The organism is Burkholderia sp. BCC1998 (assembly GCF_905339875.1).
In the GTDB taxonomy this organism is placed as follows: domain Bacteria; phylum Pseudomonadota; class Gammaproteobacteria; order Burkholderiales; family Burkholderiaceae; genus Burkholderia.
Window position 1 is genome coordinate 117,224 of record NZ_CAJPHE010000003.1, and the last position, 22,273, is coordinate 139,496.

The 22,273-nt window shown below is 67.3% G+C and carries 23 protein-coding genes; 16 read left to right on the top strand and 7 right to left on the bottom strand.

What is annotated here, in order from left to right; translation table 11 throughout:
* The first annotated feature begins 76 nt into the window (after positions 1 to 76).
* The 4 genes from U5A56_RS06660 to ftsB all read left to right on the top strand — a co-directional run bounded on the left by U5A56_RS06660 (position 77) and on the right by ftsB (position 4,485).
* Positions 77 to 1,729 carry a CTP synthase gene (locus U5A56_RS06660; protein WP_044848178.1) on the top strand — a complete coding sequence of 551 codons (1,653 nt, stop codon included), beginning with the start codon at positions 77 to 79 and terminating at the stop codon, positions 1,727 to 1,729.
* A gap of 3 nt (positions 1,730 to 1,732) precedes the next feature.
* Positions 1,733 to 2,587, top strand: coding sequence for a 3-deoxy-8-phosphooctulonate synthase (gene kdsA / locus U5A56_RS06665; protein WP_044848177.1), 855 nt, complete (start codon positions 1,733 to 1,735; stop codon positions 2,585 to 2,587).
* A gap of 106 nt (positions 2,588 to 2,693) precedes the next feature.
* On the top strand, positions 2,694 to 3,977 hold the full coding sequence (eno, locus tag U5A56_RS06670; RefSeq protein ID WP_011885396.1) for a phosphopyruvate hydratase: 1,284 nt from the start codon (positions 2,694 to 2,696) through the stop codon (positions 3,975 to 3,977).
* Between the two features lie 82 nt (positions 3,978 to 4,059).
* Entirely contained in the window at positions 4,060 to 4,485 is a 426-nt protein-coding gene (ftsB, locus tag U5A56_RS06675) for a cell division protein FtsB (protein WP_044848176.1), read from the top strand.
* A 94-nt stretch (positions 4,486 to 4,579) separates the two neighbouring features.
* On the opposite strand, the gene U5A56_RS06680 is transcribed toward ftsB, so the two are convergent.
* The 3 genes from U5A56_RS06680 to U5A56_RS06690 form a co-directional block, all read right to left on the bottom strand.
* Positions 4,580 to 4,939, bottom strand: coding sequence for a hypothetical protein (locus U5A56_RS06680; RefSeq protein ID WP_044848200.1), 360 nt, complete (start codon positions 4,937 to 4,939; stop codon positions 4,580 to 4,582).
* 137 nt (positions 4,940 to 5,076) lie between these two features.
* On the bottom strand, positions 5,077 to 6,027 hold the full coding sequence (gene hslO / locus U5A56_RS06685) for an Hsp33 family molecular chaperone HslO (protein ID WP_044848175.1): 951 nt from the start codon (positions 6,025 to 6,027) through the stop codon (positions 5,077 to 5,079).
* A gap of 25 nt (positions 6,028 to 6,052) precedes the next feature.
* Positions 6,053 to 6,577, bottom strand: coding sequence for a gamma carbonic anhydrase family protein (locus U5A56_RS06690; RefSeq protein ID WP_044848174.1), 525 nt, complete (start codon positions 6,575 to 6,577; stop codon positions 6,053 to 6,055).
* A gap of 150 nt (positions 6,578 to 6,727) precedes the next feature.
* Between U5A56_RS06690 and U5A56_RS06695 the strand changes: the two genes are divergently transcribed.
* The 11 genes from U5A56_RS06695 (at position 6,728) to U5A56_RS06745 (ending at position 16,129) form a co-directional block, all read left to right on the top strand.
* On the top strand, positions 6,728 to 7,579 hold the full coding sequence (locus tag U5A56_RS06695) for a ferritin-like domain-containing protein (RefSeq protein ID WP_415749105.1): 852 nt from the start codon (positions 6,728 to 6,730) through the stop codon (positions 7,577 to 7,579).
* A 207-nt stretch (positions 7,580 to 7,786) separates the two neighbouring features.
* Positions 7,787 to 8,677, top strand: coding sequence for an alpha/beta hydrolase (locus U5A56_RS06700; RefSeq protein WP_321921513.1), 891 nt, complete (start codon positions 7,787 to 7,789; stop codon positions 8,675 to 8,677).
* 82 nt (positions 8,678 to 8,759) lie between these two features.
* Positions 8,760 to 9,590, top strand: a complete 831-nt coding sequence (locus U5A56_RS06705) for a 3',5'-nucleoside bisphosphate phosphatase (RefSeq protein WP_321921515.1) — start codon at positions 8,760 to 8,762, stop codon at positions 9,588 to 9,590.
* A gap of 79 nt (positions 9,591 to 9,669) precedes the next feature.
* Positions 9,670 to 10,302, top strand: a complete 633-nt coding sequence (locus tag U5A56_RS06710) for an L-threonylcarbamoyladenylate synthase (protein ID WP_321921517.1) — start codon at positions 9,670 to 9,672, stop codon at positions 10,300 to 10,302.
* Between the two features lie 45 nt (positions 10,303 to 10,347).
* The gene (locus tag U5A56_RS06715) at positions 10,348 to 11,010 is read left to right on the top strand and encodes a site-2 protease family protein (protein WP_044847994.1); all 663 of its coding nucleotides are present in this window, start codon (positions 10,348 to 10,350) and stop codon (positions 11,008 to 11,010) included.
* An 8-nt stretch (positions 11,011 to 11,018) separates the two neighbouring features.
* On the top strand, positions 11,019 to 12,221 hold the full coding sequence (locus U5A56_RS06720) for a tryptophan--tRNA ligase (protein ID WP_044847993.1): 1,203 nt from the start codon (positions 11,019 to 11,021) through the stop codon (positions 12,219 to 12,221).
* Between the two features lie 9 nt (positions 12,222 to 12,230).
* Complete coding sequence (locus tag U5A56_RS06725; RefSeq protein ID WP_321921518.1) at positions 12,231 to 12,833, top strand: class I SAM-dependent methyltransferase; 603 nt, start codon at positions 12,231 to 12,233, stop codon at positions 12,831 to 12,833.
* A gap of 47 nt (positions 12,834 to 12,880) precedes the next feature.
* Positions 12,881 to 13,786 (top strand): 4-hydroxy-tetrahydrodipicolinate synthase, encoded by a 906-nt coding sequence (gene dapA, locus U5A56_RS06730; RefSeq protein WP_321921520.1) that lies wholly within the window; start codon positions 12,881 to 12,883, stop codon positions 13,784 to 13,786.
* Positions 13,787 to 13,897: 111 nt separating this feature from the next.
* Positions 13,898 to 15,043, top strand: coding sequence for an outer membrane protein assembly factor BamC (bamC, locus tag U5A56_RS06735; protein WP_044847990.1), 1,146 nt, complete (start codon positions 13,898 to 13,900; stop codon positions 15,041 to 15,043).
* Positions 15,044 to 15,047: 4 nt separating this feature from the next.
* Entirely contained in the window at positions 15,048 to 15,824 is a 777-nt protein-coding gene (locus tag U5A56_RS06740) for an MBL fold metallo-hydrolase (protein ID WP_124488293.1), read from the top strand.
* Between the two features lie 122 nt (positions 15,825 to 15,946).
* A complete protein-coding gene (locus U5A56_RS06745) occupies positions 15,947 to 16,129 on the top strand; it encodes a hypothetical protein (protein WP_185500420.1) in 183 nt (60 codons plus the stop codon).
* A gap of 20 nt (positions 16,130 to 16,149) precedes the next feature.
* On the opposite strand, the gene U5A56_RS37120 is transcribed toward U5A56_RS06745, so the two are convergent.
* Complete coding sequence (locus U5A56_RS37120) at positions 16,150 to 16,395, bottom strand: hypothetical protein (protein ID WP_011657350.1); 246 nt, start codon at positions 16,393 to 16,395, stop codon at positions 16,150 to 16,152.
* A gap of 54 nt (positions 16,396 to 16,449) precedes the next feature.
* Positions 16,450 to 17,670 carry a cupin domain-containing protein gene (locus U5A56_RS06750; protein ID WP_321921523.1) on the bottom strand — a complete coding sequence of 407 codons (1,221 nt, stop codon included), beginning with the start codon at positions 17,668 to 17,670 and terminating at the stop codon, positions 16,450 to 16,452.
* A gap of 32 nt (positions 17,671 to 17,702) precedes the next feature.
* On the opposite strand from U5A56_RS06750, the gene U5A56_RS06755 reads away from it, so the two are divergent.
* Complete coding sequence (locus U5A56_RS06755; RefSeq protein WP_044847987.1) at positions 17,703 to 18,245, top strand: FKBP-type peptidyl-prolyl cis-trans isomerase; 543 nt, start codon at positions 17,703 to 17,705, stop codon at positions 18,243 to 18,245.
* Here the strand turns inward: U5A56_RS06755 and U5A56_RS06760 are convergent.
* Both U5A56_RS06760 and mutS read right to left on the bottom strand, forming a co-directional pair.
* Entirely contained in the window at positions 18,225 to 19,499 is a 1,275-nt protein-coding gene (locus U5A56_RS06760; protein ID WP_321921524.1) for a hypothetical protein, read from the bottom strand. The genes U5A56_RS06755 and U5A56_RS06760 overlap by 21 nt on opposite strands.
* On the bottom strand, positions 19,480 to 22,137 hold the full coding sequence (gene mutS, locus U5A56_RS06765) for a DNA mismatch repair protein MutS (protein WP_321801144.1): 2,658 nt from the start codon (positions 22,135 to 22,137) through the stop codon (positions 19,480 to 19,482). The genes U5A56_RS06760 and mutS overlap by 20 nt, the downstream gene beginning before the upstream one ends.
* Between the last annotated feature and the right edge of the window lie 136 nt (positions 22,138 to 22,273).

Sequence of the window (22,273 nt, forward strand, 5' to 3'; positions counted from 1 at the left end):
GCGGGATCATCGCGTCAATTGCTGAGAGAAGGGCGGGCTTTACGGTATAATCCGTTTTTCCCGCGAGCATCCAGCGATGACCAAATATGTTTTCGTCACCGGCGGCGTAGTTTCTTCCCTCGGCAAGGGTATTGCCGCCGCCTCTCTCGCCGCGATCCTCGAATCGCGCGGTCTGAAAGTCACCCTCCTCAAACTCGATCCCTACATCAACGTCGACCCCGGCACGATGAGCCCGTTCCAGCACGGCGAAGTGTTCGTGACGGAAGACGGAGCGGAGACCGACCTCGACCTCGGCCACTATGAGCGCTTCATCAGCACGAAGATGCGCAAGGCCAACAACTTCACGACCGGCCAGATCTACGAATCGGTGATCCGCAAGGAACGCCGCGGCGACTATCTCGGCAAGACCGTGCAGGTGATTCCGCACATCACGAACGAAATCCAGGCGTTCATCGAGCGCGGGGCGGCATCGGCCACCTGCGGCGAACCGGACGTCGCGATCGTCGAGATCGGCGGCACGGTCGGCGACATCGAGTCGCTGCCGTTCCTCGAGGCCGCGCGCCAGATGAGCCTGCGCCTCGGCCGCAACAGCGCGTGCTTCGTGCACCTGACGCTCGTGCCGTACGTCGCGACGGCCGGCGAGCTGAAGACGAAGCCGACCCAGCACAGCGTGCAGAAGCTGCGCGAGATCGGCATCCTGCCGCACGTGCTGCTGTGCCGTGCGGACCGCCGCATCCCGGACGACGAATCGAAGAAGATCTCGATGTTCTCGAACGTGCCGGAAGACGCCGTGATCTCGGTGTGGGACGCCGACAGCATCTACAAGATTCCGCAGATGCTGCACGACCAGGGCCTCGACCGGATCATCTGCGAAGAGCTGAAGCTGTCGCCGAAGGACGCCGACCTGAGCATGTGGTCGGAGCTCGTCGAGAAGCTGGAAAACCCGAAGCACGAAGTGACGATCGGCATGGTCGGCAAGTACGTCGACCTGACCGAGTCGTACAAGTCGCTGATCGAGGCGCTGCGCCACGCATCGCTGCACACGTCGACCAAGGTCAACATCGAGTACATCGACTCGGAAGAGGTCGAGACGAACGGTGTCGACAGCCTGAAGCATCTCGACGCCGTGCTGGTGCCGGGCGGTTTCGGCCGTCGCGGCACGGAAGGCAAGATCGCGGCGATCCGCTATGCGCGCGAGGCGAAGGTGCCGTACCTCGGCATCTGTCTCGGCATGCAGCTCGCGGTGATCGAATTCGCGCGCGACGTCGTCGGCCTGAAGCAGGCGAACAGCACGGAATTCGATCCGGAAACGCCGGAACGCGTGGTCGCGCTGATCACCGAGTGGCACGACCGCGAAGGCAAGGTCGAGACGCGCACCGAGGAATCCGATCTCGGCGGCACGATGCGCCTCGGCTCGCAACGCTGCCCGATCAAGCCCGGCACGATGGCCGAAGAGATCTATGGCAAGGACGTGAACGAGCGCCATCGCCACCGTTATGAAGTCAATAACCGCTTCGTGCCCCAGCTCGAAGCCGGCGGCCTTATCATCAGCGCCCGTACCCCGAGCGAGGATCTGCCGGAAATGATGGAGCTGCCGCGCTCGATGCACCCGTGGTTCGTCGGCGTCCAGTTCCACCCGGAATTCACGTCCACGCCGCGTGACGGTCATCCCCTCTTCAAGTCGTTCGTCGAAGCCGCGCTCGCCAACAAGCAAGCGCGCGGAGTGTAAAGCATGAAGCTGTGCGATTTCGAGGTCGGTCTCGACCAGCCTTTCTTCCTGATCGCGGGTACCTGCGTCGTCGAATCGGAGCAGATGACGATCGACACGGCGGGCCGCCTGAAGGAGATCTGCGAGAAGCTGAACGTCCCGTTCATCTACAAGTCGTCCTACGACAAGGCGAATCGCAGCTCGGGCAAGTCGTTTCGCGGCCTCGGAATGGACGAGGGCCTGCGGATCCTCGGCGAGGTGAAGCGCCAGCTCGGCCTGCCGGTGCTGACCGACGTGCATTCGATCGAGGAGATCGAGCAGGTCGCGTCGGTCGTCGACGTGCTGCAGACGCCCGCGTTCCTGTGCCGCCAGACCGACTTCATCCACGCGTGCGCACGCTCGGGCAAGCCCGTCAACATCAAGAAGGGCCAGTTCCTCGCGCCGCACGACATGAAGAACGTGATCGACAAGGCGCGCGACGCGGCGCGTGAAGCCGGGCTGTCGGAAGACCGCTTCATGGCGTGCGAGCGCGGCGTCTCGTTCGGCTACAACAATCTCGTGTCCGACATGCGCTCGCTCGCGATCATGCGCGAGACGAACGCGCCGGTCGTGTTCGACGCGACCCACTCGGTGCAGCTGCCGGGCGGGCAGGGCACGAGCTCGGGCGGCCAGCGCGAATTCGTGCCGGTGCTCGCGCGTGCTGCCGTCGCGACGGGTGTTGCGGGCCTGTTCATGGAAACGCACCCGAATCCGGCCGAAGCGAAGTCGGACGGCCCGAACGCGGTGCCGCTGAACCGGATGGGCGCGCTGCTGGAGACCCTCGTCACGCTCGACCAGGCGGTGAAGCGCAATCCGTTCCTGGAAAACGATTTCAACTAAAGATCGAATGAACCATGCGACGGCCTCGCGCGTCAGTAGCGTAAGCAATGTCGGCGCGCATGCCGTCGCAGTTTGAAGAATCCATCGTCATTCTCAGAGGAAACCCATGAGTGCAATCGTAGATATCATCGGCCGCGAGATTCTGGATTCGCGCGGCAACCCCACCGTCGAATGCGACGTGCTGCTCGAATCGGGCACGATGGGCCGCGCGGCGGTGCCGTCGGGCGCGTCCACCGGCTCGCGTGAAGCGATCGAACTGCGCGACGGCGAAGCCGGCCGCTACAACGGCAAGGGCGTGCTGAAAGCGGTCGAGCACATCAACACCGAAATCTCCGAAGCCATCATGGGCCTCGACGCGTCGGAACAGGCGTTCCTCGACAAGACGCTGCTCGAGCTGGACGGCACCGACAACAAGTCGCGCCTCGGCGCGAACGCGATGCTGGCCGTGTCGATGGCCGTCGCGAAGGCAGCGGCTGAAGAAGCCGGCCTGCCGCTGTACCGCTACTTCGGCGGCTCGGGCGCGATGCAGCTGCCGGTCCCGATGATGAACATCGTCAACGGCGGCGCGCACGCGAACAACAGCCTCGACATCCAGGAATTCATGATCGTCCCGGTGAGTCAGCCGACGTTCCGTGAAGCCCTGCGTTGCGGCGCGGAAGTGTTCCACGCACTGAAGAAGATCCTGAGCGACCGCGGCATGAGCACGGCAGTCGGTGACGAAGGCGGCTTCGCGCCGAACTTCGGCAGCAACGACGAGTGCCTGTCGACGATCCTGCAGGCGATCGAGAAGGCAGGCTACCGTGCGGGCGAAGACGTGCTGCTCGCGCTCGACTGCGCGGCATCCGAGTTCTACCACGACGGCAAGTACCAGCTCGCGGGCGAAGGCCTGCAACTGTCGTCGGCCGAATTCACCGACTACCTCGCGACGCTCGCCGACAAGTTCCCGATCGTGTCGATCGAGGACGGCATGCACGAAGGCGACTGGGACGGCTGGAAGCTGCTGACCGAGCGCCTCGGCAAGAAGGTGCAGCTCGTCGGCGACGACCTGTTCGTCACGAACACGCGCATCCTGAAGGAAGGCATCGAGAAGGGCATCGCGAACTCGATCCTCATCAAGATCAACCAGATCGGTACGCTGACCGAAACGTTCGCGGCAATCGAAATGGCGAAGCGCGCGGGCTACACGGCCGTGATCTCGCACCGCTCGGGCGAAACGGAAGATTCGACGATCGCGGACATCGCGGTCGGCCTGAACGCCGGTCAGATCAAGACGGGTTCGCTGTCGCGCAGCGACCGCATCTCGAAGTACAACCAGCTGCTGCGCATCGAGGAAGATCTCGGCGACATCGCGAGCTACCCGGGCAAATCGGCTTTCTATAACCTGCGCTAACGCGCTACTATCGGGTTCGTCATCTCGACGCCGCTCTGTGCATGTCGCGCGGAGCGGCGCTTCTTATATCTGCGTCTCTTACATGCGGCTTGTCACTGTCGTCCTGATTGCCTTGCTGGCGCTCATTCAGTACCCCCTATGGTGGGGACACGGCGGCTGGTTGCGGGTGCACGAATTGCGCCAGCAGCTCGGCGATCAGTTGCAGAAGAATGCGGACGAGAAGCTGCGCAATGAACGGATCGCGGGCGAAGTGCAGGATCTGCAGGGCGGTACCGCGGCCATCGAGGAGCGCGCGCGCTACGAGATGGGCATGGTGAAGGATGGCGAAGTGTTCGTGCAGTTCGTATCGCCGAACGCGCCGGCCAGCCCGCTGAACAACACGCCGTCGAGCACGTCGACGCGCGGTACCGTGTCCGCGGCACCCGTGCGTGTCGTGCCGAACCCGCAGTCGATCGCGAAACCGTCGCGGCATCACGGCGGCGAGAAGGGCAAGGCCGCGCATCACTGAGCGCGGGAGTCCGAACCATTGAAAAAGCGCGGGAAATGCCGCGCTTTTTTATTTCCTGCCAGTCGTCAATCGGGTCGGTCGACGCGATGTCGCGTCACCACCACCAGCCCGGGTAACCGTAGCCATAGCCGATGCCGGTGCCCCACCGGTTGCCCCAACCGCCGCCGTAATAGCCGCCGTAGACAGTCACGGGCGGCGGCGAGTAATACGACCACGCGCGCGCGGCGGCCTCGGCCGCCATCGCGTCGTTCTGCTCGCGCAGCACCTGCCGGTCGATCTCGTCGTAGCGTTTGCGCTCCGCGCTCGACAGGGCGGGCGGCCGGCCGCCCGACGCGCCCGGCTCGGGCAGGCGGCTCAGGATCGTCGACGAAGGCGGCTGCACCGCGCAGCCGGCGAGGGCCAGCGTGCCGGCTGCGACGCTGGTCAGGACGAGGGTGCGGAACGGGCGATTCATGAGTTTCTCCAGCAGCGCGCCGCAGTGCAAAGCGGCTTGCGCCGAAGGCGGGACCTGCGGCGCGTGAGCCGTACGGGCGACGCTCGTGCGTCATTATGCGCCCGCGCCCGCATCGCGGGCACGGACGCGCGGCGCGCTCAGTGACGCTGCTCGGTCGCGGGCGTGATGCCGGTCGCGAGTTCCGGCGCGGCGAACAACTGCGCGACGTCGACGGGATCGAATTCGTAGCGCTGGTTGCAGAACTCGCAGTGGATCTCGACGTGACCGCGCTCGACGATCACGCTGTCGACTTCGTCGCGGCCGAGCATGCGCAGCATCGCGCCGACCTTCTCGCGGGAGCACGAGCACTGGAAACGCGTCCCGGCCGGGTCGAAGTGCTGCACGTTTTCCTGCCAGAACAGCCGGCGGAACACGACTTCCGGTTCGACCTCGAGCAGTTCCTTGGCGGACAGCGTGCCGCCGAGCGTGCAGACGCGCTCCCAGGTGTCGGCGTCGGTTTCGGCGTTGCGCGGCACGATACCGCCGTCGCCAGGCAGCTTTTGCAGCAGCATGCCGACCGCGCGGTCGCGATCGGCCGCGAGCCACAGCCGCGTGTCGAGCTGCTCCGAGTGGTGCATGTAGTGCTCGAGCACCTGCGACACCGATTCGAGCGGGCCGTCGACGCCGTTCAGCGGCACGATGCCCTGGTACGGCTGCTGGCCCGGCAGCTTCTCGGCCGGGTCGAGCGTGATCACGCAGCGGCCGTGACCGCTCGCGTTGACGAGCGACGCGAACTGCATGTCGTCGCCGATCGTCTGCGCCGCGTCGCCGGCGAACTTGGCCGTGGCGCGCATCGACAGGTCCGAGCCGCACTGGACGACCAGCATCTGGACCGGTCCGTCGCCGAAGATCTGCATGATCAGGGTGCCGTGAAATTTCAGGTTCGCCGACAGCAGCGCACACGCGGCCATCATCTCGCCGAGCACCGTGCGCACCGGGGCAGGGTAGTCACGGCGGGAAAGCACCTCTTGCCACGTGTTGCGCAGCGACACGATCTCGCCGCGCACGGGTGCCGAATTGAACATGAATTTCTGTAACTGGTCGCTCACTCTTCTTCCTTGAAATCCGCGCGAATCAGCCGATCCGCACGAGTTGCTCCTTGAAATGCGCACGCCGCTCGACGTACGTCTTCGCATTGGCGCGCAGCCGCGCGATGTCGTCTGCCGACAGCTCGCGCACGACTTTCGCCGGGGCGCCGAGAATCAGCGAATTGTCCGGGAACGTCTTGCCTTCCGTCACGACCGCGCCGGCACCGACCAGACAGTTGCGGCCGATCACCGCTCCATTCAAGACCACCGCCTGAATCCCGACCAGCGAACCCTCGCCGATCGTGCACCCGTGCAGCATCGCCTGGTGCCCGATCGTCACGTTTTCGGCAATCGTCAGCGGAAAGCCCGGGTCCGTATGCAGGACCGCGCCTTCCTGGACATTGCTGCCGGTGCCGACCGTGATCGTCTCGTTGTCGCCGCGAATCGTCGCGCCGAACCAGACGCTCGCGTTTTCCTCCAGCACGACCTTGCCGATGATGGCCGCCGTATCGGCGACGAATACGCTTTCGTGGATCGTCGGGGCCGTCTCGCCCAGTTTGTAGATCGTCACGGAGTCTCCTGGTCTCTTCGATGATGGGCGCCGGTAGAATGGCGCGTCTGGCGTGCCGGGCGCGTCGCGTGACGGCACAAACGCTTATTGTAAACCGTCGCGTGCGTGCGCTCCCGCGATGCGCGCGAATGGTGCCCCCGTTTGATGAGCATGCAGCCTTCTTTCCTTACCGCGGCGCCGCGTTGCGTGCGCCGCGCCGCACTCGACGCGCTGCGGATCGCCGAGCCGGCCGCGAAGGCCGCGCAGGTCCGTGCGCTGTATGACGCGCTGCTGGCCGGACAGGCCGCGATCGCGCCGGCGCTCGGCCTGGACGAGCCGGCCGACCTGCCCGGCCGTCCGGCGCGCCCGCCGCTCGTCGAGCCGCGCCAGCTCGAGCGCCGCAGCATGCGCTCGCCCGCGGGGCGCGCGGTGTTGCTGCACGCGCTCGCACATATCGAATTCAACGCGATCAACCTCGCGCTCGACGCCGTGTGGCGCTTCTCCGGCATGCCCGACGCGTTCTATGCGGACTGGCTGAAGGTCGCGGCCGAGGAGGCCTATCACTTCACGCTGCTGTCCGACCGGCTGGCCGGGTTCGGGCATGCGTACGGCGATTTCCCCGCGCACAACGGGCTGTGGGAGATGTGCGAGCGGACCAAGGCCGATGTGCTCGCGCGGATGGCGCTCGTGCCGCGCACCCTCGAGGCGCGCGGGCTCGACGCGTCGCCGCCGATCCGTGCGCGGCTCTTGCAGGCGGGCGACGACGCGTCCGCGGCGATCCTCGACGTGATCCTGCGCGACGAGATCGGCCATGTCGCGATCGGGAACCGCTGGTTCCGGCACTTGTGCGACGCCGCCGGCCGCGATCCGGTTCCCACCTACCGCGAGCTTGCCGAGCAGTACCATGCGCCGCGGCTGCGCGGCCCGTTCAATTTCGACGCGCGCCGCACCGCCGGATTCGAGCAGGCGGAGCTGGACGAACTCGCCGCGCAGGACGTGCCGGCCGGCCCGGCGGCGGGTTAGGGCGAGCGGGCGCCGCCGGCTCCGGACGGGCGGGCGAACGCTGCCGCCGGCTGGCCAACGGGCCGCTCGGCGGCATTTCCGTGGCAGCCGATGCGCCGGACACGTACCGTCGGCTCACCGTCGCTAGAGCGCAGCCTCGACTGCCGGGCGCCGGAACGGAAGTGTCATCGCTATAATCGAACGACCATTCTTTTTTTGGCGGCTGCAATGAATGCCTCGAGTTCTGTTTCGGATTTCGTCACTGTCCGCGGTGTCAAGCTGCATGTGCGGCGCTGGGGCCGGCCCGATGCGCCGACGCTGTTCATGCTGCACGGCTGGATGGACGTCGCGGCATCGTTCCAGTTCGTCGTCGACGCGCTCGCGGGCGACTGGCAGGTGATCGCGCCGGATGCGCGCGGCTTCGGCCTGTCCGACTGGCCGGTCGCGCGGCAGGGCGGCGGTCATTACTGGTTCCACGAGTACCTGGGCGATCTCGACGCGCTGGTCGATCACTATGCGCCGACCGGCGAAGTCAACCTGGTCGGGCACAGCATGGGGGCGAACGTCGTGTGCCTGTACGCGGGCGCGCGGCCGGAGCGCGTGCGGCGCGTGGTCGACCTCGAAGGGTTCGGGCTCGCCCCCGCGCGGGCCGAGCAGGCGCCGCGCCGGCTGCGCGGCTGGCTCGACGAGCTGCGCGCGCCGCCGGTGCTGCGCCCGTACGCGTCGCTCGACGACGTGGCGGCCCGGCTGACCAAGACCAATCCGCGGCTCGATCCGCGCCGCGCGGCGTTCCTCGCCGCGCACTGGTCGAAGCGCGGTGACGACGGCCTGTATCACCTGCTGGCCGACCCCGCGCACAAGATGGCGGGCCCGCAGCTGTACCGGCTCGACGAGGTGATGGCCGTCTGGAAGCAGGTGCGCGCGAAGGTGCTGCACGTCGAGGCCGTCAATTCGCCGACGCTCGCCTACATCGCGGGCGACATCCCGCTGCCGGAGTTCAAGGCGCGCTTCGGCGCATTCCCCGACTGGCGCGAAAAGCTCGTCGAGGATGCCGGCCACATGGTCCATCACGACCAGCCGGAGCAGGTCGCGGCGCTGATCGAGGCGTTCTGCGCATAGGCCGGCGGCGCCAGCGGCGGGGCAGGCGGGCGGCGCATTTGCCGCATTGCAGTAGAATGAAGCTTCACCTGCCATACCGACAATGAACGCTGATCTCCACTGCCATTCGAATGTTTCCGACGGGTTGCTGTCGCCTGCCGACGTCGCGCGCCGCGCCCATGCCGGCGGCGTGACCCTGTGGGCGCTGACCGACCACGACGAGATCGGCGGCCAGGCGGCGGCGCGCAGCGAGGCGGAAGCGCTCGGCATGCGCTATCTGAGCGGCGTCGAGATTTCGGTCACGTGGGCGTCGCGCACCGTGCACATCGTCGGGCTGCACATCGATCCGTCGAACCCGACGCTCGTCGACGGCCTGTACCGCACGCGCCACGGCCGTGCGGCCCGCGCGAAGGCGATCGCCGCGCAGCTCGAGACGCTCGGCATCCCCGGCGCGTACGAAGGCGCGCTGAAGTACGTGTCGAATCCCGACCTGATCTCGCGCACCCACTTCGCGCGTTTCCTGGTCGAGAACGGCCATGCCGCATCGACGTCCGACGTGTTCGACCGCCTGCTCGGCGACGGCAAGCCGGGGTTCGTTCCGCACCGCTGGGCGACGCTGTCCGACGCCGTCGGATGGATTCGCGCGGCGGGCGGCGAGGCCGTGGTCGCACACCCGGGCCGCTACCGCTATACGCCGGTCGAATTCGACGCATTCTTCGGCGAATTCATCGATCTCGGCGGCCGGGCGATCGAGGTCATCACGGGCAGCCACACGCCCGACCAGTACCGCGAATACGCGGACGTCGCGCGCCGCTTCGGCTTCGAGGTGTCGCGCGGTTCGGATTTCCATGCGCCGGGCGAGGGCCGCGTCGAACTCGGCAGCCTGCCGCCGTTGCCGCCCGACCTGAAACCGGTCTGGGAGCGCTGGCTCTGACGCGTCGCGGCCGCTTGCCGTTCGCCGTTCGCGCTGCCGGCGAGGCGCGCATCCGACTTCTCCCTCTTTACGTGTCCCCATGTCCCAGTTCTTCAGGATTCATCCGGATAATCCGCAGCCGCGCCTGATCAAGCACGCCGCGGACATCGTCAGCAAGGGCGGCGTGATCGCAATGCCGACCGATTCGAGCTACGCGCTCGCGTGCCACCTCGACGACAAGGACGCGGTCGAGCGCGTGCGCCGCATCCGCGGCCTCGACGAGAAGCAGCACCTGTCGCTGCTCGTGCGAGACCTGTCGGAACTGGCCAACTTCGCGATGGTGGACAACCGTCAGTACCGGCAGATCAAGTCGGTGACGCCGGGCCCGTACGTGTTCATCCTGCAGGCAACCAAGGAAGTGCCGCGCCGGCTGTCGCATCCGTCGCGCAAGACGATCGGGCTGCGCGTGCCCGATCACGCGATCACGCTCGCGCTGCTCGAGTCGCTCGGCCAGCCGCTGCTCGGCACGACGCTGATCCTGCCGCCGGACGACGAGCCGCTGAACGATCCCGACGACATCCGCGCGCGGCTCGAGAAGCAGGTCGATCTCGTGATCGACGGCGGCGCGTGTCCGCGCGAGCCGTCGACGGTGATCGACCTGACGGGCGACGCGCCGCAGCTCGTGCGCGCGGGGCGCGGCGCGCTCGAACCGTTCGGGCTGTCGGCCGCGTAAGCGCCATTCATTTTTGCGCGAGTGCGCTTGTTACAATAACGCGATATGGACGCTTCCCTGATTCAGACCATCGCCGTCTACGCGCTGCCCGTGATCTTCGCGATCACGCTGCACGAGGCTGCGCACGGCTATGCCGCGCGCCTGCTCGGCGACAACACCGCCTACATGATGGGGCGCGTGTCGTTCAACCCGATGCGCCACATCGATCCGCTCGGCACGATCGCGATTCCGCTCGTGATGTATTTCCTGACCGGCGGCGCTTTCCTGTTCGGCTATGCGAAGCCGGTGCCGGTATCGTTCGGCAACCTGCGCGATCCGCGCTGGGGCAGCCTGTGGGTGGCGCTCGCGGGTCCGGCCTGCAACTTCGTGCAGGCGCTGGTCTGGGGCGTGCTGACCATCGTGCTGCCCGCGGCCGGCATCGACGAGCCGTTCTTCACGCGGATGGCCTATGCGGGCGTCAGCGCGAACCTGGTGCTCGGCGTGCTGAACCTGTTTCCGCTGCCGCCGCTCGACGGCGGCCGCATCCTCGCGGCACTGCTGCCGCCGAAGCAATCGATCGCGCTGTCGCGCATCGAGCCGTACGGTTTCATCATCGTCCTCGTGCTGGTCACGACGGGCGTGCTGACGAATTTCTGGCTGCGCCCGCTCGTGAACGCCGCGGCCGGCGTGCTGAGCGCCATCCTGTCTCCCTTCGCCTCGCTTTTCTAACGACAATCATGTTCCCAGATCGTATTTTCTCCGGCATGCGACCCACCGGGTCGCTGCACCTCGGCCACTACCACGGCGTGCTGAAAAACTGGGTGAAGCTGCAGTCCGAGTACCCGTGCTTCTTCTGCGTGGTCGACTGGCATGCGCTGACGACGCACTACGAAACGCCCGAGGTCATCGAGAAGAACGTGTGGGACGTGCTGATCGACTGGCTCGCGTCCGGCATCGATCCGGCGCAGGCGACGCTGTTCATCCAGAGCAAGGTGCCCGAGCATGCGGAGCTCGCGCTGCTGCTCGGCATGAGCACGCCGCTCGGCTGGCTCGAACGCGTGCCGACCTACAAGGAGCAGATGGAGAAGCTGAAGGACAAGGACCTGTCGACCTACGGCTTCCTCGGCTACCCGGTGCTGATGGCGGCCGACATCCTGCTGTATCGCGGCTCGCTCGTGCCGGTCGGTGAAGACCAGGTGCCGCACGTCGAGATGACGCGCGAGATCGCGCGCCGCTTCAACTACCTGTACGGCCGCGAGCCGGGCTTCGAGGAGAAGGCGCTCGAGGCCGCGAAGAAGCTCGGCGGCAAGCGCGCGAAGCTCTATCACGAACTGCGCAATGCGTACCAACAGGAGGGCGACGACGAGGCGCTCGAACAGGCGCGCGCGATGCTGCAGGAATCGCAAAGCCTGTCGATGAGCGACCGCGAGCGCCTGTTCGGCTATCTCGAAGGCGCGCGCAAGATCATCCTGGTCGAGCCGCAGGCGCTTTTGACCGAAGCGTCGCGGATGCCGGGCCTCGACGGCCAGAAGATGTCGAAGTCGTACGGCAACACGATCGGCCTGCGCGAGGACGCGGAGACGATCACGAAGAAGGTCCGCACGATGCCGACCGATCCGGCGCGCGTGCGCCGCACCGATCCGGGCGATCCCGACAAGTGCCCGGTGTGGCAGCTGCATCAGGTCTATACGGACGAAGCGACGCACCAGTGGGTGCAGAGCGGCTGCCGCTCGGCGGGTATCGGCTGCCTCGACTGCAAGCAGCCGGTCGTCGAAGGGATCCTGCGCGAACAGCAGCCGATGCTCGAGCGCGCACAGAAGTACATGGACGATCCGTCGCTGCTGCGTGCGATCGTCGCGGACGGCTGCGACAAGGCGCGCAAGCACGCGGTCGAGACGATGCGCGACGTGCGCGAGGCGATGGGCCTGTCGTACACCTGACCTGACGGCATGCGCGAACCCGTCATTGCCGCCGCGGGCGGCCACGTCGCCCAGACCGAGCCGTCGCGCTGGGTCAGCCGGTGGTCGCGGCTCGTCCCGGCGGGCGGCGCGGTGCTCGACGTCGCCGCGGGCGGCGGCCGCCATGCGCGCTGGTTTGCGTCGCACGGGCATCCGGTCGTCGCGCTCGACCGCGATCCGGCCGCGCTGGCCGCATTGCGCGCGATTCCCGGCGTCGACGCGCGCGACGCCGATCTCGAGGGCGCGCCCTGGCCGCTGCCGGCCGGCGCGTCGTTCGCGGCGATGATCGTCACCCATTATTTGCATCGTCCGCTCTGGCCCCATCTGCTCGATGCGGTGGCGCCGGGCGGCGTGCTGATCTACGAAACCTTCGCGCAAGGAAACGAAACGGTCGGCAAACCGTCCAATCCCGCGTTCCTGCTCGCCCCGGGCGAGTTGCTGGACGCGGTGCGCGGCCGCCTGCGGGTGGTCGCGTACGAGGACGGATTCGTCGCCGCGCCGCGCGAGGCGTTCGTGCAGCGCATCTGCGCGGTACGCGAGGGCGCGACCCCGACGGCGGGGGCGGGAATTCCACGTTACGAACTGCCCGGCTAATCCGCTACAATCTCAACGTTTACCGGTACATCAATCAATCGCGTTTCATGGCTAACGGCACCCAAGACGGCATTCAAATCCGCGGCAGCATCCCCGCGATCGTCACCCCGATGCTCGAAGACGGCAGTCTCGACCTGCCGGCGTTTCGCAAACTGATCGACTGGCACATCGCGGAAGGCACCGACGCACTCGTCGTGGTCGGCACGAGCGGCGAGTCGGCAACGCTCAACGTCGAAGAGCACATCCTGATGATCCGCACGGCGGTCGAGCATGCGGCGAAGCGCATCCCGATCATCGCGGGCGCAGGCGGCAATTCGACCGCCGAGGCGATCGAACTGACGAAGCACGCGAAGGCCGTCGGCGCCGACGCGACGCTGCAGGTCGTGCCGTACTACAACAAGCCCACGCAGGAAGGGATGTACCGGCACTTCAAGGCGATCGCCGAAGCGGTCGACCTGCCGGTGATCCTGTACAACGTGCCGGGCCGCACCGTCGCGGACATGGTGCACGAGACGACGCTGCGCCTCGCGCAGGTGCCGGGCATCATCGGCGTGAAGGAAGCGACCGGCAACATCGATCGCGCCGCGCACCTGATCAAGGCCGCGCCGAAGCATTTCGCGATCTACAGCGGCGACGATCCGACCGCGATCGCGCTGATGCTGCTCGGCGGCCACGGCAACATCTCGGTGACGGCGAACGTCGCGCCGCGCGCGATGAGCGACCTGTGCCGTGCGGCGCTGGCCGGCGACGTCGCAACGGCGCGCGAGCTGCACATGAAGCTGCTGTCGCTGCACAAGAACCTGTTCATCGAGGCAAACCCGATTCCGGTGAAGTGGGCGCTGCAGGCGATGGGCAAGATGCAGGGCGGCATCCGCCTGCCGCTTACGCCGCTCGACGAGCGCTGCCACGATGTCGTACGTTCGGCCCTCGTCGAGGCCGGCGTCCTCGCCTGAGGCTCAGGCGGCCGCGTCCTGCGGCCGCCGGCTCGACCCCTCATCAACCCGCACCGGCCGGCTCCGTCCGGCGCCGCTCCTGACGAGCGTTCTAGCAAGACGAAGGATTTCATGAAACGTTTCGCCTTTTCCTCTCGCGCCATCCAGGTTTCGGTGGTGGCGCTGGCGCTGGGCGCGCTCGCCGGCTGCGATACGCTGAACGACTATCTGGCTCCTGACCGGGTCAACTACAAGAACACGGGTTCGGCGCCGCCGCTCGCGGTGCCGAGCGACCTGAAGCCGGTGCCGACGACCCAGCAGTTCGTCGCGCCGCCGAGCAACGCCGGTCTCGGCACGCTGCCGCCGCGGGCGACGACGGCCTCCGGCAACGCGACCGACGGCGTCCCGAGCGCGCAGGATCCGCTCGGCATGCATATCGAGCGCGACGGCGATCGCCGCTGGCTCGTCGTGGACGGGCGCACGCCCGAGCAGCTGTGGCCGATCCTGAAGGAGTTCTGGCAGGAAAACGGCTTCTCGCTGAAGACCGACGCACCGTCGACCGGCATCATGGCCACCGACTGGGCCGAGAACCGCGCGAACATTCCTGACGACTGGTTCCGCCGCACGATCGGCAAGGTCATCGACTTCGCGTACTCGTCGGGCACGCGCGACCGTTTCCGCACGCTCGTGAACCGCACGCCGGACGGCAACACCGACATCTCGATCACGCACAGCGCGATGGAGGAAATGATGGTCGGTCCGCAGGGCGGCACGTCGTCGCGCTGGGAGGAGCGTCCGCGCAACCCGGTGCTCGAAGCCGTGTTCCTGTCGAAGCTGATGCAGAAGTTCGGCCTGAGCGACGCGCAGGCGAAGCAGCTGCTGACCGATGCGCGTCCCGCGACGGCGCCGGCGAAGGTCGCTGACACGAGCGGCGGCGCCGCGACGCTGCAGCTGGCGGAATCGTTCGACCGTGCGTGGCTGCGCGTCGGTCTCGCGCTCGACCGCACCAACTTCGCGGTCGACAATCGTGACCGCGAGAAGGGCCTGTACACCGTCCGCTACGCGAACACGATGGAAGAGCTGAAGCGCGACGGGCTGTTCGGCAAGCTGTTCTACGGCGGCCCGTCGGCGGCCAAGCCGGGCAAGGAATACCTGGTCAACGTGCGCGCGCAGGGCAATGGCGGCACGCAGGTCGCGGTGGTCGACGCGAACGGCCAGGTCGACAACTCGTCGGACGCGCAGCGGCTCATTTCGCTGCTGCAGGCCCAGCTGAACTGACCGCGTGCGCTTCGCCAGCCTTGGTAGCGGCAGCGAAGGCAACGCGCTGGTCGTCGAGGTGTCGAGTGGCACGACGACCACCCGCGTGCTGCTCGACTGCGGTTTTTCAGCGAAGGAGGTCGAGCGCCGCCTCGGCCGCCTGAATCTCGGCATCGACGATCTCGATGCGATCCTCATCACCCACGAACACAGCGACCACGTCGGCAGCGCGCTGACGCTCGCGCGGCGCGGGTCGCTGCCGCTCTACATGAGTTGGGGCACGGCGCGCGCAGTGGGCGCGGACGAGGCCGATGTCGATCTCCACGTGTTGTGGGGCGACGAGACGGCCGCGATACGCGATCTGGCCGTGATGCCCTATACGGTGCCCCACGACGCGCGGGAACCGCTCCAGTTCGTCTTCATGGACGGCTGTCGCCGGCTCGGCGTGCTGACCGACGTCGGCATGGCCACGCCGCACATCACGACCGTCCTGAGCGGCTGTGACGCGCTGGTGCTCGAATCCAACCACGATACCGCGATGCTCGCCGGGAGCCGCTATCCGCAGTCGCTGAAGGCGCGCATCGGCGGCAATCATGGCCACCTGAGCAACGATGCCGCCGCCGGCATCCTCGCATCGCTCGAACGCAGTCGCCTCCAGCATCTGGTCGCGGCGCACCTGAGCCAGCAGAACAACCGGCCCGAGCTGGCCCGCCAGGCGTTTGCCGGCGTGCTGGGAACGGACGGGGAGGACGTGGTCGTGGCCACGCAGGACGCGGGCTTCGACTGGCTGACGCTCGGTTGAGCGGGCGCAGAGCGGCGCGGGAAGGGGCGGGCGGCGGCTTGGCCTGCTTGCCTGCCGGGTGCGATGCGCGGAACCGACAGACGTAAAAAAACCGGCCCGAAGGGCCGGTTTTTTTTCAGCTGATGCTGAGGCTTACTGGCTTGCGCCCGAAGCCGGAGCAGCCGTCGCTGCCGAAGCAGCCGACGCCACAGCAGCAGCTGCGTCGCTCGCAGCAGCCGTTGCCGACGAAGCAGCAGCCGAAGCGTCGCTCGCAGCACCAGCAACTGCCGAAGCAGCCGACGAAGCAGCAGCCGATGCGTCGCTAGCAGCCGACGAAGCAGCTTGATCAGCGCTCTTGTTGCAAGCAGCCAGTGCAACAGCAGCCAACAGGGAAGCTACGAGGAGGGATTTCTTCATGATCACGTCCTTTTATGGTTAAAGGTAAGCAACAGCGCGAAACAATACCGGTAATGTGCTCCAACACCGACCTGGGCCGCTGGTGGAGACGCACTTCTAGAGCGTGAATCTTCCCTACGGCTTGGGCGGAAATTATATGCACTTTCCTATCGACCGTCGACAAATGCGGGGTCAATACGTTGTCTTTCCCATACAGAATTTGATCTGCACGGGCATACGGGGCGGCCCACTAAATCCGGTATCCGACCCGCAGCCAGCCCGCACAATACCATTCGTGCAGCAAGGCTGTCATCGAGGGAGCCCGGGATAGTGTTACAAACCGTTTCGCCTCCATGTGGCGGAGATTGGCCAGTTCGGGCAGCCATTCGCCGGCTTGCTCGAGCGGTTGTTCCTCGCCATTAATGAAGTACGATCGCGCGTTATACATCAATGCGGCGCGTCTGTCGAGATGCACGCCCCGGCGCGACGCCTGCGCGACGAACGCGGCCTCGGACAGCGGCCGCGCCGGCGGCTCGAATACGACGTTCGATTTGGGCTCGCTCAGGTAGCAGCCGAGGAATTCGGCGACGTCGCGCTTGCGCCAGCGGATCGCCTCGACGATCTCGGCGACGCGCTCGACCATCGCCGGCGGCAGTTGCGCGGGGGTGTCGACCGCCGGCTGCTTGGGGTCGCGGTAGAGTGCGTCGCCGCGCTCGTCGCGCAGGCCGCCGCGTTCCGCGAGGTAGTACAGGAATTGCGCGCCCAGCTCCCCGGCGGAGGGCGCCCGGAAGCCGATCGAGCAGGTCATGCATTCGCCTTCGGCCACGCCGTCGTGCGCGATGTGCGGCGGCAGGTACAGCATGTCGCCCGGCTCCAGCACCCATTCGTCGCTCGGCTCGAAATGCTCGAGGATCTTCAGCGGCACGTCCGGCTGCAGCGACAGGTCCTTCTGCGCACCGATGCGCCAGCGGCGCCGGCCTTCGACCTGCAGCAGGAATACGTCGTACGAGTCGAAGTGCGGGCCGACGCCGCCGCCGTCCGTCGCGTACGAAATCATCAGGTCGTCGAGGCGCGCGTCCGGGATGAAGCGGAAGCGGTCGAGCAGCGCGCGCGCCGCGTCGACGTGCAGGTCGAGCCCCTGCACGAGCAGGGACCAGGATTTGCGCGAAACGGCCGGCAGCGCGCCCGGCTCGAACGGGCCGTGCGCAAGTTGCCACTTGTTACGAAAATGGGTGATCAGCCGCGATTCGGCGTCATAGTCGGCTGCCAGCTCGAACAATGCGTCGCGCGTGACAGGCGGCTTCACGCCGGGGATCGCCTGGCGGATCAGCAGCGGCTTTTTCTGCCAGTAGCGGCGCATGAATTGCGCCGGCGAGAGGCCGCCGAGCAGCGGCGTGGGAAGATCGGAAGGCGGCGCGCCGAGCGGGGCGTCAGCGGCATCCCGCGGTTCGGCTTGAGACCGGTTGCGCATCGTATAATGAGACTTGTATTTGGGAGAATTGGATGAAAATCGCAAAAAACACCGTCGTGTCGGTCGCTTACAAGCTGTCGGATGCGCAAGGCAATCTGATCGAGGAAAGCGACGAGCCGATGGTTTATCTGCACGGCGGCTATGATGGCACGTTCCCCAAGATCGAGGAACAGCTCGACGGCCAGGAGCCCGGTTACCAGGCGCAGGTTCAGCTCGAGCCGCAGGACGCGTTCGGCGACTACGATCCCGAACTCGTGAAGATCGAGCCGCGCGATCGTTTTCCCGAGCCGATCGAAGTGGGCATGCAGTTCGAAGGCACGCCGGAAGACGGCGACGAGGAAGTGGATTCGCTGATCTACACGGTCACCGACATCGCCGAAGACAAGGTCGTGCTCGACGGCAACCACCCGCTCGCGGGCATGGCGCTGCGTTTCGCGCTCACGGTCAAGGACGTTCGCGAAGCGACCGAGGACGAGATCGAGCATGAGCACGCGCACGGCGCGGAAGGCCTCGAAATCGTCGACGAGGACGAAGACGAGGACGGCGACGCACCGTCAGGGCGCACCCTGCACTGAACTGGCGGGCAGGCCGGGCGCCGGCCCCGAGGCAGGGGGCGGCGCGGGCCACGAGGCGCCGCCCGGCGTCGTGCCGTCGCCCTGCAGCGGCGGCGCGACCGACGACGAGTCGGGCAGGGCCGGCAAGGCCGGGATCTCCGGCATCTGCGGCAGCGGGACCTCGTCGCGCGGCACGACCGGCAGCGCGGGCGGGGTCGGCAGATTCTTCGGCACGTCCTGCAGGCTCACGTTGAAGATCGTCTGCCGGGCCGGCGACACGTTGACCTTCACCCACTGATTCGCCGGCTGACGCGGTCCGATCGCGACACGCGTCACATTTCCCACCAGCACACCGTCGTCCGCATGCAGCGGGCGATCGATCAGGAAACCATTCGCAAGCGGCTCGCTGCTCGCGTGCATCACCAGAATCGGGCCGCGGAATGTCGCCGCCGCCTTCACCAGCGTTCGTTTCAGTTCACGGAAGCCGTCGCGCATGCGCGGCCGGTTGAAACGCAACCACGCGAAGCGTTCGGTCCGCTCGTAGCGATCGAACTGCGGATCGCCTTCGAACATCACCACCATGGCGCGCGCTTCGCGCCGCTTCGCGTATTCGGCCGCATGGTCGATCCAGAAGCCGTTCGCGACGATGCGGTCCTCGAATTCGCCGTTGCGGCCGCCGGCCGTCAGATAGTGATTGTTCGGCGCCGGTGCGTTCAGCGCGACGTAGACGACGTCGTCATGCATCCAGCGCGCGTTTTCGCGATACGGCCGGAACCGCGCGACTTCACTTTCGCGGGTGATCTGCAGCGCGCCGGCGTCGGGCAGCGCGGCGTCCGCCAGCAGCGTCTGGCGCAGGAAGTCCAGGCGTTCGACCGGATCGTAGCTGCCGCCGGCCGCCGTGTTGCACGTGACCCAGTCGTCGTGGCCGGGAATGAACACGAGCGGCACGCGCGATGCGCCCAGGATCGCGCCGCGCTGCGTGTACAGCGGGTCGCGGCACGCTTCCTTCGCACCCTTGAGGTCGCCCGCATAGACGACGAAGGCCAGATTGCGCTCGCGCGCGATCGATTCGAACAGCCGCTGCGCGGCCGGCTCGTCGGCCGGCGCGTTGATGACACCCGACACGATCGCGAACGAGTAGGGGGCGGCGGCACGCTTGGGCGGCGCCGCGAGCGTGCTCGCCTGCACGAGCGCGAGCGTCGCCGCGACCAGTGCGGTTGCGGCGGCGCGGGCCGGCCGGCCCGACAGGAGGCGTTTACGCGTGCCCGTCGGCATCGTGCGAGCGGACGAGCGTGCGCAGTTCGTACAGCAGGTCGAGCGCCTCGCGCGGCTTGAGGTCGTCGGGATCGATGTCGCGCAGCTTTTCGAGTGCCGGATGCGGGACGTCGGCCGGCGCCGGCGCATCCGCGCACGCGAGTTCGTCGGCCGCGGCGGGCGGCGCGCTGAACAGGTCGAGCTGCGGCGTGTGCTGCGCGGCCGACTGCTGTTCGAGATACGCGAGATGCTTGCGCGCGGCGCGGATCACCGGCGCCGGCACGCCCGCGAGTTGCGCGACCTGCAGCCCGTAGCTCTGGTTCGCCGGGCCTTCGTTGACCGCGTGCAGGAACACGATGCCGTGGCCGTGCTCGACGGCCGACAGATGGACGTTGGCCGCTTGCGGGAATTCGGCCGGCAGCTGCGTCAGCTCGAAGTAGTGCGTCGCGAACAGCGTGTAGCAGCCGTTTTGCGCGAGCAGGTGACGCGCGATCGCCCATGCGAGCGCGAGGCCGTCGAACGTCGACGTGCCGCGGCCGATTTCGTCCATCAGCACGAGGCTCTGCGGTGTCGCGTCGTTCAGGATCGCCGCGGCTTCGGTCATCTCGACCATGAAGGTGGAGCGTCCGCCGGCGAGATCGTCGGCCGCGCCGATGCGCGTGAAGATCCGGTCGATCGGGCCGAAGCAGGCCGATTTCGCGGGTACGTAGCTGCCGACGTACGCCATCAGCGCGATCAGCGCCGTCTGCCGCATGAAGGTCGACTTACCGCCCATGTTCGGGCCGGTGATCAGCAGCAGCTTGCGCTCGGCGCCGAACCGGCAGTCGTTCGCGATGAACTGCTCGACCTGCGCTTCCACGACCGGGTGGCGACCCTGTTCGATCTCGATGCCGATTTCGTCGGTGAAGGCGGGCGCGACCCAGTCGAGCGTGCGGGCGCGCTCGGCGAACGCGGCGAGCACGTCGAGCTCCGCGAGCGCCGACGCGACGCGCTGGCACTCCGGAATGAACGGCAGCAGCGCCTGCAGCACGCCGTCGTACAGCGCGCGCTCGCGGGCCAGCGCGCGTTCCTGCGCGGACAGCGCCTTGTCCTCGAAGGTCTTCAGTTCGGGGGTGATGTAGCGCTCGGCGTTCTTCAGCGTCTGGCGGCGGCGATAGTCGTCGGGCACCTTGTCGGTCTGGCCGCGCGTGACCTCGATGTAGAAGCCGTGCACCTTGTTGTATTCGACGCGAAGGTTCGCGATGCCCGTGCGGGTGCGCTCGCGCGCCTCGAGATCGATCAGGAACTGCCCGCAGTTCTCGGAGATGTCGCGCAGTTCGTCGAGCTCCGCGTCATAGCCGCGCGCGATCACGCCGCCGTCGCGCACCATCGCGGCCGGCTCGGGGGCGATCGCGCTCGTCAGCAGGTCGAGGCATTCGGCGGGCGGCGCGAGCGCCGCGTCGACGCGGGCAAGCGCATCCGCGTTCGCGACGATCGCGCTGATGCGCTCGCGCAGCGCGGGCAGCGCGGCGAACGTGTCGCGCAGGCTCGACAGGTCGCGCGGCCGCGCGGACAGCAGTGCGAGCCGCCCGGTGATCCGTTCGACGTCGGCGATCTGGCGCAGCGCGCTGCGCAGTGCGTCGAGGCTCGCGTTCGCGGGCGCGTCGAGCAGCGCGCCGATCGCTTGCTGGCGCGACTGCGCGGCGACCGACGCGCGCGGCGGGTGATGCAGCCAGTGACGCAGCAGACGGCTGCCCATCGTCGTGCAGCAGGTGTCGAGCAGCGAGTACAGCGTCGGCGATTCGGTGCCGCGCAGCGTTTCGGTCAGCTCGAGGTTGCGGCGCGTCGCCGGATCGAGTCCGATGTATTCGGTTTCGTTCTCGACCTTCAGGCTGCGCACGTGACGCAATTGCTGACCCTGTGTGGCGGCCGCGTACAGCAGCAGTGCACCGGCGGCTCCGCATGCGCTCGTCAGCGAATGCGCGCCGAAGCCGTCGAGGCCCGCGACGTCGAGCTGGTCGCACAGGCGCTGCGTGCCCGATGCGATATCGAAGTGCCATGCCGGCACGCGCTTGATCGCGCCGGCGCCCGCGGGCACGGCGTCGGTCGCGCCGTCCGCCGTCAGGATTTCGGCCGGCCGGATGCGTTCGAGCGCGGCGCCGAGCTGGTCGGGTTCGATCTCGGCGAGCCGCAGCGCGCCGCTCGCGAGGTTCAGCCACGCGAGGCCGATGTTGACCGCGACGCCGCGCTTGTTGTGGCCCGTGCACATCGCGAGCAGGTAGACGTCGTTCTTGTCGGACAGCAGTGCCGCGTCGGTCAGCGTGCCGGGCGTGACGACGCGCACGACCTTGCGCTCGACCGGCCCCTTCGACGTGGCGGGGTCGCCGATCTGCTCGCAGATCGCGACCGATTCGCCCATCTTCACGAGCTTCGCCAGATATTGTTCGACCGCATGATGCGGGACGCCGGCCATCTTGATCGGCGTGCCGGCCGAGGCGCCGCGTTGCGTGAGGGTCAGGTCGAGCAGGCGTGCGGCTTTCTCCGCATCCTCGAAGAACAGCTCGTAGAAGTCGCCCATCCGGTAGAAGACGAGCGTGTCGGGGTGATCGGCCTTGATGCGCAGGTACTGCTGCATCATCGGAGTATGGCCGGCGAAGGCTTCGGGCGACAGCGTGGTCATAGGTCAGGCAGGAAGTTGTTGCTTTGGTTGCCCGAGTTTACCAGTCGCTTCCATGTGCACGCGCGAAGTTCGCCGTTCGGCCAGTTGCCGGCGGCCGCGACGAGCCGCCGCCGGCTTGGACGGTCGGAGGTCCAAA

Coding starts and splice junctions, on each gene's coding strand:
- U5A56_RS06660 (WP_044848178.1), top strand. CDS start 77: ATGACCAAATATGTTTTCGTCACCGGCGGCGTAGTTTCTTCCCTCGGC.
- kdsA (WP_044848177.1), top strand. CDS start 1,733: ATGAAGCTGTGCGATTTCGAGGTCGGTCTCGACCAGCCTTTCTTCCTG.
- eno (WP_011885396.1), top strand. CDS start 2,694: ATGAGTGCAATCGTAGATATCATCGGCCGCGAGATTCTGGATTCGCGC.
- ftsB (WP_044848176.1), top strand. CDS start 4,060: ATGCGGCTTGTCACTGTCGTCCTGATTGCCTTGCTGGCGCTCATTCAG.
- U5A56_RS06680 (WP_044848200.1), bottom strand. CDS start 4,939: ATGAATCGCCCGTTCCGCACCCTCGTCCTGACCAGCGTCGCAGCCGGC.
- U5A56_RS06695 (WP_415749105.1), top strand. CDS start 6,728: ATGCAGCCTTCTTTCCTTACCGCGGCGCCGCGTTGCGTGCGCCGCGCC.
- U5A56_RS06700 (WP_321921513.1), top strand. CDS start 7,787: ATGAATGCCTCGAGTTCTGTTTCGGATTTCGTCACTGTCCGCGGTGTC.
- U5A56_RS06705 (WP_321921515.1), top strand. CDS start 8,760: ATGAACGCTGATCTCCACTGCCATTCGAATGTTTCCGACGGGTTGCTG.
- U5A56_RS06710 (WP_321921517.1), top strand. CDS start 9,670: ATGTCCCAGTTCTTCAGGATTCATCCGGATAATCCGCAGCCGCGCCTG.
- U5A56_RS06715 (WP_044847994.1), top strand. CDS start 10,348: ATGGACGCTTCCCTGATTCAGACCATCGCCGTCTACGCGCTGCCCGTG.
- U5A56_RS06720 (WP_044847993.1), top strand. CDS start 11,019: ATGTTCCCAGATCGTATTTTCTCCGGCATGCGACCCACCGGGTCGCTG.
- U5A56_RS06725 (WP_321921518.1), top strand. CDS start 12,231: ATGCGCGAACCCGTCATTGCCGCCGCGGGCGGCCACGTCGCCCAGACC.
- dapA (WP_321921520.1), top strand. CDS start 12,881: ATGGCTAACGGCACCCAAGACGGCATTCAAATCCGCGGCAGCATCCCC.
- bamC (WP_044847990.1), top strand. CDS start 13,898: ATGAAACGTTTCGCCTTTTCCTCTCGCGCCATCCAGGTTTCGGTGGTG.
- U5A56_RS06745 (WP_185500420.1), top strand. CDS start 15,947: ATGCTGAGGCTTACTGGCTTGCGCCCGAAGCCGGAGCAGCCGTCGCTG.
- U5A56_RS06750 (WP_321921523.1), bottom strand. CDS start 17,670: ATGCGCAACCGGTCTCAAGCCGAACCGCGGGATGCCGCTGACGCCCCG.
- U5A56_RS06755 (WP_044847987.1), top strand. CDS start 17,703: ATGAAAATCGCAAAAAACACCGTCGTGTCGGTCGCTTACAAGCTGTCG.
- U5A56_RS06760 (WP_321921524.1), bottom strand. CDS start 19,499: ATGCCGACGGGCACGCGTAAACGCCTCCTGTCGGGCCGGCCGGCCCGC.
- mutS (WP_321801144.1), bottom strand. CDS start 22,137: ATGACCACGCTGTCGCCCGAAGCCTTCGCCGGCCATACTCCGATGATG.